Raw genomic sequence first — 9,989 nt, 5'->3', positions numbered from 1 at the left:
TACGCATAAAAAATCCGAAACCAAATCAACAGGTTTCGGATTTTTACACATCAGGAGGATCGGTCAATGGATCCTTAACTGATCGGCATTACGCCGGATGGCGTGTTTTTTCGATGCACGGAGAAACCCGGGTTATTTCTGCTCGGTCGCCACCATGCGATAGGCCAGCGCCCCCAGGATACCGCCCACGATCGGCGCCACCCAGAACAGCCACAGCTGGCTCACCGCCCAGTCACCCACGAACAGGGCGACGCCGGTGCTGCGCGCCGGGTTGACCGAGGTATTGGTCACCGGGATGCTGATCAGGTGGATCAGGGTCAGGCACAGACCGATGGCGATGGGGGCAAAGCCCGCCGGCGCCCGGCTGTCGGTGGCACCCATGATGACGAACAGGAAGAAGGCGGTCATCACCACTTCGCACACCAGGGCCGCCAGCATGGAGTAACCCCCGGGGGAGTGCTCACCGAAGCCGTTGGAGGCAAAGCCGCCACTGACATCGAAACCGGCCTGACCGCTGGCGATCACGAACAAGACGGCACCGGCCGCGATCCCGCCCAATACCTGGGCCACGATGTAAGGTGCGACACCGGAGGCCGGGAAGCGGCCACCGGCCCACAGGCCAACGGTCACCGCCGGATTGAGGTGGCAACCCGAGATGTGACCGATGGCGAAGGCCATGGTCAGCACGGTCAGACCAAACGCCAGGGAGACCCCGAGCAGACCGATACCCACATCCGGAAATGCCGCCGCCAGCACGGCGCTGCCACACCCGCCCAGCACCAGCCAAAAGGTGCCCAAAAACTCTGCTGCATATGGTCTCACGATAATTCTCCTGATTGATCAATCTCTTCTATGACAAGAGCCTCACAAGAGGCCGCCATCTCAGCAAGTGTATTATCGGGATATGAAGACGAATGACGAGGCACCCAGTTTCCGACAAAAATGTGATATCCATCACAAGTTATTGTTCTTACAACGATATATCCACAATATAAAAAAGGGATTACGCAATGGGGTCGGGAGGCAGCGACAAAAAGTGTCAGAATGAATCAAAAAACCGCCAGAAGCGGGCCTGATCACTCCATCAAAAAGAACCCAAAGGAATCCCTATCGATAGCGGCCCCGTGCGGCACCGGAGACCCGGCCCGCCATCTTGATCAGACTCTGGCGCGTGTGAAAGTGGCACAGGGCGACGCCGAGGGCATCGGCGGCATCGGCCTGAGGGGTGGCGGAGAGCTTGAGCAGATGGGTCACCATGTGCTGCACCTGCTCCTTGGCGGCCCCTCCCGTCCCCACCACGGCCTGCTTGATCTGGGTCGCCGAATACTCGCTCACCGGCAGATAGGCGTTCACCGCCGCCACGATGGCGCTGCCACGGGCCTGCCCCAGCTTGAGGGCAGAGTCCGCATTGCGGGCCATAAAGACACGCTCGATGGCAAATTCATCCGGCTTGAACTGGGTGATGATCTCGCAGACGCCGTCATAGACCTGCTTGAGCCGCTCAGGCAACTCGCCACAGTCGGTGCGGATACAACCGGACCCCAGGTAGCTGGCCTTGCCGGCAACGATACGAATGACGCCGTAGCCGGTGATCCGCGAGCCGGGATCGATTCCCAAAATGATACTCATGACAGCCGTTGTTCCAAAAAACCATGATGGGCGCCAAGATAGCAAACTCGAGGCCCCCGCGCTTGTCCGAGCCATCACTCGGGTTCGCTGACAGGCGAAAATCCGGCGGCGCCTCCCCTATTCCCGCCCCTCCCTCGCGAGGTGGCGATAGAAGGTGGTGCGGCTGATGCCAAGACGGCGCGCCGCCTCGCTCACGTTTCCGCCGCACTCTGCCAGGGTCTGCTGCACCCGCTGCCGGCTCTGCTCGCGCAAGGTGGTGACGCCACAGGGAGCCGGCATGGCGGCCACCTCGGGCAGATGCAGGTGGGCGGGTTCAATCCAGCCCTGCCCTTCCGCCAGCACGCAGGCCACCTCCAGCGCCTGCTTGAGCTGGCGCACGTTGCCGGGCAGGGGATGGGCCAGCAGTTGCCGCTCCGCCTGCGGCGTCAGTTGCAGGGCAGGATCCATCTCGAGGAGCAGGCGCCGGATCAGCCCCTGGCGCTCGGGCACCGGCCATGCCCGCAGCGGCGCCAGTTGCTGGCGCCAGCCGCAGATGCGGTAGTAGAGATCTTCGCGAAACGTCCCGGCCGCCACCATGGCCGCCAGATCCCGGTGGCTGGCGCTGACCAGCCAGAAATCCACCGCTTCGGGCTTGTGGCTGCCCACCGGGGTGACGGCACGCTCCTGCAACACCCGCAGCAGCCGGGTCTGGGCCGAGAGCGGCAGCTCGCCGATCTCATCCAGCATCAAGATGCCGCCGTGGGCGGCGCGCAGATAACCCTGGCTACCCTGGCTGCGGGCACCGCTGAAGGCGCCACCCACATAGCCAAACAGCTCGGCCTCCACCAGCTCCGCCGGCAGGGCGCCGCAGTTGACGCATACCAGGGGCTTGTCCCGTCGGCTCGACTGACTGTGCAGGGCACGCACCAGGTGCTCCTTGCCGCTGCCGGTCTCCCCCTCGATAAGCAGCGAGATACCGCGCTCCAGCATCTTGAGAGGCACCCCGGCGGTAACGGCTGGCTGGGGCTGGTTTTCGGTTTGAATCACCACAGGTTCGGGCTCCAGCCGCAGGCCGCGGCGATCCCGCAGCAGCTGCTTGCCGTCAAACGGGTGCAGGCCGAGCCAGAGCCGTCCGGCCCGGTTGGCCCCGAGCAGCTCCCCACCCTCCCCCAGCAGCAAACGGGCGGACCAGAGACTCTGAGGATCGAGATCCACCAGCCAGCCCGGCTGACGCGCCAGCAGGGCGTTTTCCAGGGTCATGGCCAGGAGCCGCACCGTGCCCAGCATGTCACCATCGTGATGGGCCGCATCGGTGGATATGTCGAGCACGCCCAGCAGTTGCCCGTCCGGCCCGAGCAGGGGGCAGGCGCTGCAACTGAGGAAGCTGTGCTGGGCGAAGAAGTGCTGGGCCCCCAGCACCTGCACCTCGCTCTGCTCGGCGAGCGCTGTGCCTATGGCATTGGTGCCCTTGCTCGCCTCCCCCCAGCGGGCACCGCTGCGCAAAAAGATCCGCTCGGCATGGCGGGTAAAGCCGTCGTCCCCGCTGGCAGCCAAAATGGCCCCCTCGCCGTCGCACAGCAGCAGGCGACAGGGGCGCCCCGCCAGCAACTGGCCAAACAGCGGCAGCACGAAGCGCTGGAAGCAGGTAATAAGCGTTCTGTGCTGCTCCTGGCGGGCCGACAGCTCCCCCTGGGGCAGCAGATCCAGCTCGGCGCTCTGCTGGCGGAGCAGGCCCTGATGCAGGCAGCGCTGCCAGGAGCGCTGGATCGGGCTGGGACTGGGTTGAAGTGACTCACTCATCACGCCTCCTGCTCATACAGAACATGAATAGGGCCGGGGCTAGATTGAGGTAACTCGCTCATCACGCCTCCTGTTCACAAAGGGCACAGTGTCACGACCACTGTCCAGAAACGGCACAGTCTCATCGGCACCGCCGCGGTCATTGGTTAATCAAGATACGCCGCCGCACCCCGTTTGATAACGTTTTATTAACTTTCAACCCTCTGGTCAGACCCTCTGGCACGGCCCTTGCGATATCAGCTGGTCACCGGCCCCGGGCCGGTCAGGACCACACACATAAGGATGATGAGATGATTTATACCGCTCCCGGTCAGGCAGGCGCCCTGGTCAGCTTCAAGTCCCGTTACGACAACTTCATCGGTGGCGACTGGGTGGCGCCGCGCGCCGGCCGCTACTTCGAGAACGTCTCGCCGGTGGATGGCCGGGTGTTCTGCGAGGTGGCCCGATCCGACGCAGCCGACATCGAGCTCGCCCTGGACGCCGCCCACAAGGCGTTCGTCAGCTGGAGCAAGACCAGCGTCACCGAGCGCAGCAACCTGCTGCTGCGCATCGCCGATCGCATCGAGCAGAACATCGAAGTGCTCGCCATCGCCGAGACCTGGGAGAACGGCAAGGCGGTGCGCGAGACCCTGGCCGCCGACCTGCCACTGGTGGTGGATCACTTCCGCTACTTCGCCGGCTGCATCCGCGCCCAGGAGGGCTCGGCCGCCGAGCTGGACCAGCACACCGTCAGCTACCACTTCAAGGAGCCCATCGGCGTGGTCGGCCAGATCATCCCCTGGAACTTCCCGCTGCTGATGGCGGCCTGGAAGCTGGCCCCTGTGCTGGCGGCCGGCTGCTGCAGCGTGCTCAAACCCGCCGAGCAGACTCCGGTCACCATCATGCTGATGATGGATCTCATCAAGGACATCCTGCCCCCCGGCGTGGTCAACGTGGTCAACGGCTTCGGCGCCGAGGCGGGTCAGGCGCTGGCTACCAGCGACCGGATCCAGAAGCTGGCGTTTACCGGTTCGACCGAAGTCGGCGCCCATATACTGCGCTGCGCCGCCGACAAGCTGATCCCCTCCACCGTCGAGCTCGGCGGCAAGTCCCCCAACATCTACTTCGCCGACGTGATGCAGCACGAGAGCAGCTACATCGACAAGGCGGTGGAAGGCATGCTAATGACCTTCTTCAACCAGGGGGAGGTGTGCACCTGCCCCTCCCGCGCCCTGGTGCAGGCCAGCATCTATGACGACTTCATGGACAGGGTGCTGGCCCGCGCCCGCACCATAGTGCAGGGCAACCCCCTCGATACCACGACCCAGGTGGGCGCCCAGGCGTCCCGCGAGCAGTTCGACAAGATCCTGAGCTACATGGAGATTGGCCGCGGCGAGGGGGCCAAGATGCTGATAGGCGGCGGCCCGGCCAGGGTGAGCGGCCTGGAGGGGGGCTTCTACATCCAGCCCACCATCTTCTCGGGTCAGAACAAGATGCGGGTGTTCCAGGAGGAGATCTTCGGGCCCGCCCTCGGGGTCACCACCTTCAAGGACGAGGCCGATGCCCTGGCCATTGCCAACGACACCCAGTACGGCCTGGGGGCGGGGCTCTGGACCCGGGACAGCAACCTGGCCTGGCGCATGGGGCGCGGCATCCAGGCTGGCCGGGTCTGGGTCAACTGCTACCACGCCTACCCTGCCCACGCCGCCTTTGGCGGCTACAAGAAGTCAGGGATAGGCCGCGAGACCCACAAGATGATGCTGGATCACTACCAGAACACCAAGAACCTGCTGGTGAGCCACGACATCAACCCCCTCGGCTTCTTCTGATCCTGCCACCTCTGATGACAAGGGCGCCTGTAAGGCGCCCTCTCTTTTTCCACCAGGCTCATCAGCCCCCTGGCTGGCCCAGCTGCTGGCGATAGCGCTGGGGGGCGCAGCCCTGTTCCCGCTGGAACATGGCGATGAAAGCCGAGGTGGAGGCGTAACCGAGGCGCCAGGCGATCTCCTGCACCGGCATCTCGCCCCGCAGCCAGTCCAGCGCCTTCACCAGCCGCAGCCGGGTGCGCCACTGGCCCAGGCTCATGCCAAGCTCCTTCTGGCAACGCCGCGCCAGGGTGCGCTCCGTGGTGTGCAGCGCCCTGGCCCACTCCACCAGCGTGCGGTTGTCCTCCGGCGCCGCCTGCAATGCCGCCAGCAAGGGTGCCAGCAGGCGATCCCGGCTCTGGGGCAGGTAGCTCGGCTGGCAACGGGTGCGGGCCAGCTTCTCGATGAAGAGCTCACCCTGACGGGCATCCCACTCATCCTCCATGTGGCCGACCCGGCGCTGGGTGAAGTCCTCCAGCAGGGCCCGCAGCAAGGGGGTGAGGGCCAGCAGCTGGGGTTCCCGTGGCAGGCGCGGTGCCAGCGCGTGGCTGACGTAGATGGAGGTGTAATCCAGGGTCTGCTCGTTGAAGGCGGTGTGGGGCAGGTCCGCCGGCACCCAGATGAGGTAGTCCGGAGGCGCCACCAGCCGCTCTCCCCCCACCTCCACCACCATGACCCCCAGGCTGATGAGGCTGAGCTGACCCCAGGGGTGGGCGTGCTCGGCGCAGGCGTTGCCCCCCTGGATCTGGCTGTAGCGAAAGTAGAGGGGGTTGGGGTCGGCCAGCAGGCGATCTTGCTCGGCCAGGGTGAGGGTGCCCATGCAGATTGTCCCAAAGCGGTTATGACATGTCTTATTTACGCTACTTACCTCGTTCAAGACAAGGCTAGACTCTCCCCATCGTACCAAGGAGTGCCTATGCCTTTTCTCTTCCCCCTGCTCGCCATCCTGATCTGGGCCGCCAATACCGTGGTCTCCAAGGCCGCCGCCGGCGTGCTGGATCCCGCCGCCATCTCCTTCTATCGCTGGGTGATCGCCGCCCTCGCGCTCTCCCCCTTCTGCCTGCCGCAGCTCTGGCGCCGCCGGGCCGACATCCGCCCCTGGCTCGGCAAGCTGCTGGTGCTCTCCCTGCTCGGCATGGTGCTCTACCAGTGCCTCGCCTACTACGCCGCCCACAGCACCTCGGCCACCAACATGGGGGTCATCGGCTCCCTGCTGCCCCTGCTCACCCTGCTCATCGGGGCCTGCTGCTTTGGCCAGAAGCCGGGCAAGCAGGCGCTGCTCGGCATGAGCCTCTCCCTGTTCGGGGTGCTCTGGCTGCTGGGTCAGGGCAATCCCCTGGCACTGCTGCACAGCGGCATCAACCCCGGCGACGGCATGATGCTGCTGGGGGCGGCCAGCTATGCCCTCTATGGCCTGCTGATCCGCCGCTGGCAACTGCCGTTCGGCCCCTGGCTCAACCTCTACCTGCAGATCCTGCTGGCGGTGCTGCTGCTCATCCCGGTGGCCCTCTCTGCCGACTCCCTGGCCATTCCCGCCCAGGGCTGGAGCATGGTACTGTTCGCCGGCCTCGCCTCCTCCATCTTCGCCGCCTACTGCTGGATGCGCGGCCTCGCCACCCTGGGGGCGGAGCGCACTTCGGTCTTCATGAACCTGATGCCCCTGTGCACGGCCCTCATCGCCGTCATCACCCTGGGGGAGCCCATCCACGGCTATCACCTGCTGGGGGGCGGCCTCATCCTGACCGGGGTCATGCTCTCCCAGCTCAAGCCGAGGGTATGCCGTCCTCTGCCGGAAGGGGCTTGAGCCGGCCAGCACCATGAAAGAAGGGAGCCTCGGCTCCCTTCTTGCTGCCCTCGTCAGGGCAAACCTGACCTTTTCGCCATGACGGCGTTTCATGGCGTCCTTGCCCCACCGCGCCCTCATGGGCAGCGAAGGCGCTGCGGGCCGCTCAGGCATTCACCCCCTTCATCCCCTCGGCGGTATAGCGCTCCCCCGCCACCGGCAGGGTCCGGATGGCCTGACCCAAGACCCCGAGCTCCACAGGGGAGAGACGCACCGAGAGGGCGCCGAGGTTATCCTCCAGGTGGGTCAGGCGCCGGGTGCCGGGGATGGGCACTATCCCCTCCCACTGTGCCAGCAGCCAGGCCAGGGCTATCTGCGCCGCCGAGCATCCCTTCTGCTGCGCCAGGGCCATGACCGCCTGCACCAGGGTGCGGTTGGTGGCGAGGTTCTCCCCCTGAAACCGCGGCAGAGCGGCCCGAAAATCCCCCTCCTCGAACACCGCCTCCTGCTGGTAGCGCCCGGTCAGAAACCCGCGCCCCAGGGGGGAGTAGGCCACCAGACCAATCCCCAGCTCCCGGCAGGCGGGCAGTACCGCCGCCTCCACCTCCTGGGTCCAGAGGGAGTATTCGGTCTGCACCGCCGCCACCGGGTGCACGGCATGGGCGCGCCTCAGGGTGGCCTCGCTCACCTCGCACAGACCGATGCGGGCTATCTTGCCCTCCTGCACCAGCTGCGCCAGGCCGGCCATGGTCTCCTCGACGGGATGGGCCGGATCGAGCCTATGCACATAGTAGAGATCGATCTGCTCGATGCCGAGGCGGCGCAGGGAGCCCTCGCAGCTCTGGCGCGCATAGCGGGCGCTGTTGTCGAGGGTACGCCTGTACTCCCCGTGCTGACGCACTATGCCGAACTTGGTGGCGACCTTCACCTGCCCCCGCCGGGTCGCGAGAAAGCGCCCGATCAGCGCCTCGTTGTGGTGGGGGCCGTACATGTCGGCGGTGTCGAGCAGGTTGATGCCCCGCTCCACCGCCTCCGCCAGCACCCGCAGGGACTGCTCGTCGTCCCGCGGCCCGTAGAATTCGCTCATCCCCATGCAGCCCAGCCCCAGGGCAGAGACCTGCAGGTTGGCTCCCAGTGTTCGTCGTTGCATCGCATTTTCTCCCTGACAAGTTGCAGGGGAGTATGGTCTTCCAAAAATGAATGAGATATAGAGATAACTCGCAACCTATTTTCCGATGATGGAAACACTATGCATGATCCCCTGCTCTGGGACGACGCCCGCGTCTTCCTGGCCATCGCCCGCAGCGGCACCCTGAGCGGCGCCGCCCACGCCCTTCGCCTGGGAGTGGCCACCGTCTCCCGGCGGCTGGACAGGCTGGAGGCGGCCCTCGGCCTGCCCCTGTTCAGCCGCCACCAGCAGGGCTATCGCCTGACCGACGACGGGGAGGCCCTGCTGGAGCGGGCCGAGGCGCTGGAACATGCGGGACTGGCCTTTGGCGAGGCGGGGCAGCAACAGGGGCAGGTGGCCGGCACCGTGCGCCTCGCCACCGCCGAGAACCTGGCCAACCCCCTTATCATCCCCTCCCTGCCGACGCTCTTTGCCCAGCACCCCGAGCTGAGGGTGGAGCTGGTCACCGGGGTGCAGACGGTGAACCTGCACCGGCGCGATGCCGATCTCGCGGTGCGCATGGTCAAGCCCGATGCGGGCAACCTCACCATCAAGCGGCTGGGCACCCTGGGCTTCGGTCTGTATGGGGCCCGCGCCTATGTCGATACCCGCCAGCCGGGGACAGATGCCGCCAGCTTCGATCGGGATGACTTCATCGGCTGGAACGAAACCCAGATCCAGCTGCCCGCCGCCAGATGGATGACCCGCATGCTGCGCGGCCGCCCCTGCCGGGTGGAAACCGGCACCCTGACGGCCCAGCTCGCCGCCGCCCGGGCCGGTCTGGGGCTGGCGGTGCTGCCCCACTTCCTGGCCAAAGAGACGGATCTGGTCTGCCTGCTGCCGGATCTGGGGGTGGATCAGCCCATCTGGCTGGTGCTCCACAGCGATCTCGCCCACTCCCGGCGGGTGCGGGCCGTGGCGGATCACCTGATCCAGCTGTTTGAGGAGGCCGAGTCAGGCCTCCACCCTTTCCCTCTGGGCGTACTGTGAACAAGGCTGGTTAGGAAGGGCTGCCAAGCATATGGCAACAGGCAGACAGCAAGAAGGGAGCCTCGGGCTCCCTTCTTGTTCTCCATGCTTTGCTCAAGCCACCTCAGCTGCCCCGGCGCCAGTGGTAGCGCCGCTCGGGGCGACCACGCTGGCCGTAGTTGAGGTCCACATCGACCCTGTCTTCGGACTCCAGATACTCCAGATAACGGCGCGCCGTGGTACGGCTGAGCGACAGCCGCAGCGCCACAATATCGGTGGAAAACGCCGTGTCCGGCTCGCCGGCCAGCAGCTCCAGCACCTGACGCAGGGTGATGGCGTCTATCCCCTTGGGGGTGTCACGCACTTCTCTCGGCTGGATGCGCCCCTTGCCCATCAGCTTGTCCAGATCGCTCTGCGCCAGGGAGCCCCGCTCGCAGATGCGTCTGTGCAGGGTGAGGATCTCCTCCAGGCTCTGCTGAACCCGAAACAGCCGCAGCGGCTTGATGATGTAATCCTGCACCCCCAGGTTCAGGGCCTGCTGTATGGTCTCAACATCGCAGGAGGCGGTGACCATGATGACGTAGGCCTCCCGGTTGTGGCTGCGTAGCCGGTTCACCCACTCCAGGCCCGAGCCGTCGGGCAGTGAGATGTCCACCAGCAGCAGCTGGGGCTCGGTCGCGCGCATCATGAGATCGGCCTGGGTCAGGCTCTCGGCCCGACCCAGCAGGGAAAATCCGGGGGTGGAGGAGACCAGCTCGGCCAGGATGGCACCGATCCGTTCGTCATCCTCGATCACCAGGGTGAAAATGGGCGCCAT

General features: G+C 65.6%; 9 protein-coding genes. 3 read left to right on the top strand and 6 right to left on the bottom strand.

The annotated features are described in order from the left end of the window. Positions 1-132: 132 nt before the first annotated feature. From aqpZ to ACW5W4_RS08765, 3 genes are all read right to left on the bottom strand, one after another. The gene (aqpZ, locus tag ACW5W4_RS08775) at positions 133-822 is read right to left on the bottom strand and encodes an aquaporin Z (protein ID WP_408792428.1); all 690 of its coding nucleotides are present in this window, start codon (positions 820-822) and stop codon (positions 133-135) included. Between the two features lie 285 nt (positions 823-1,107). Next, positions 1,108-1,629 (bottom strand): crossover junction endodeoxyribonuclease RuvC, encoded by a 522-nt coding sequence (ruvC, locus tag ACW5W4_RS08770; protein WP_041993544.1) that lies wholly within the window; start codon positions 1,627-1,629, stop codon positions 1,108-1,110. A 117-nt stretch (positions 1,630-1,746) separates the two neighbouring features. Then, positions 1,747-3,408, bottom strand: coding sequence for a sigma-54-dependent Fis family transcriptional regulator (locus ACW5W4_RS08765; RefSeq protein ID WP_456689110.1), 1,662 nt, complete (start codon positions 3,406-3,408; stop codon positions 1,747-1,749). Positions 3,409-3,698: 290 nt separating this feature from the next. Between ACW5W4_RS08765 and exaC the strand changes: the two genes are divergently transcribed. Then, positions 3,699-5,216 carry an acetaldehyde dehydrogenase ExaC gene (exaC, locus tag ACW5W4_RS08760; protein WP_456689109.1) on the top strand — a complete coding sequence of 506 codons (1,518 nt, stop codon included), beginning with the start codon at positions 3,699-3,701 and terminating at the stop codon, positions 5,214-5,216. 61 nt (positions 5,217-5,277) lie between these two features. Here the strand turns inward: exaC and ACW5W4_RS08755 are convergent, their stop codons facing one another. Further along, positions 5,278-6,072 carry an AraC family transcriptional regulator gene (locus ACW5W4_RS08755; protein WP_456689108.1) on the bottom strand — a complete coding sequence of 265 codons (795 nt, stop codon included), beginning with the start codon at positions 6,070-6,072 and terminating at the stop codon, positions 5,278-5,280. A gap of 96 nt (positions 6,073-6,168) precedes the next feature. On the opposite strand from ACW5W4_RS08755, the gene ACW5W4_RS08750 reads away from it, so the two are divergent. Next, the gene (locus ACW5W4_RS08750) at positions 6,169-7,056 is read left to right on the top strand and encodes a DMT family transporter (RefSeq protein WP_456689107.1); all 888 of its coding nucleotides are present in this window, start codon (positions 6,169-6,171) and stop codon (positions 7,054-7,056) included. A 145-nt stretch (positions 7,057-7,201) separates the two neighbouring features. Here ACW5W4_RS08750 and ACW5W4_RS08745 read toward each other — a convergent pair whose 3' ends face one another. Next, positions 7,202-8,185: an aldo/keto reductase gene (locus ACW5W4_RS08745; protein ID WP_456689106.1), complete on the bottom strand. Its 984-nt coding sequence runs from the start codon at positions 8,183-8,185 to the stop codon at positions 7,202-7,204. A gap of 99 nt (positions 8,186-8,284) precedes the next feature. On the opposite strand from ACW5W4_RS08745, the gene ACW5W4_RS08740 reads away from it, so the two are divergent. Further along, entirely contained in the window at positions 8,285-9,193 is a 909-nt protein-coding gene (locus ACW5W4_RS08740; RefSeq protein ID WP_456689105.1) for a LysR family transcriptional regulator, read from the top strand. Positions 9,194-9,296: 103 nt separating this feature from the next. On the opposite strand, the gene ACW5W4_RS08735 is transcribed toward ACW5W4_RS08740, so the two are convergent. Next, positions 9,297-9,989: a response regulator gene (locus ACW5W4_RS08735; RefSeq protein WP_456689104.1), complete on the bottom strand. Its 693-nt coding sequence runs from the start codon at positions 9,987-9,989 to the stop codon at positions 9,297-9,299.

The organism is Aeromonas crassostreae (genome assembly GCF_054052445.1).
Note: the sequence above shows the minus strand (reverse complement) of the source record. Positions and strands in the feature narration are given on the sequence as shown.

What these genes read in the sequence shown, in the direction of transcription:
- ACW5W4_RS08750 (WP_456689107.1), top strand. Translation starts at nt 6,169, where the DNA reads ATGCCTTTTCTCTTCCCCCTGCTCGCCATCCTGATCTGGGCCGCCAAT.
- exaC (WP_456689109.1), top strand. Translation starts at nt 3,699, where the DNA reads ATGATTTATACCGCTCCCGGTCAGGCAGGCGCCCTGGTCAGCTTCAAG.
- ACW5W4_RS08745 (WP_456689106.1), bottom strand. Translation starts at nt 8,185, where the DNA reads ATGCAACGACGAACACTGGGAGCCAACCTGCAGGTCTCTGCCCTGGGG.
- ACW5W4_RS08765 (WP_456689110.1), bottom strand. Translation starts at nt 3,408, where the DNA reads ATGAGTGAGTCACTTCAACCCAGTCCCAGCCCGATCCAGCGCTCCTGG.
- ACW5W4_RS08740 (WP_456689105.1), top strand. Translation starts at nt 8,285, where the DNA reads ATGCATGATCCCCTGCTCTGGGACGACGCCCGCGTCTTCCTGGCCATC.
- ruvC (WP_041993544.1), bottom strand. Translation starts at nt 1,629, where the DNA reads ATGAGTATCATTTTGGGAATCGATCCCGGCTCGCGGATCACCGGCTAC.
- ACW5W4_RS08735 (WP_456689104.1), bottom strand. Translation starts at nt 9,989, where the DNA reads ATGGCGCCCATTTTCACCCTGGTGATCGAGGATGACGAACGGATCGGT.
- ACW5W4_RS08755 (WP_456689108.1), bottom strand. Translation starts at nt 6,072, where the DNA reads ATGGGCACCCTCACCCTGGCCGAGCAAGATCGCCTGCTGGCCGACCCC.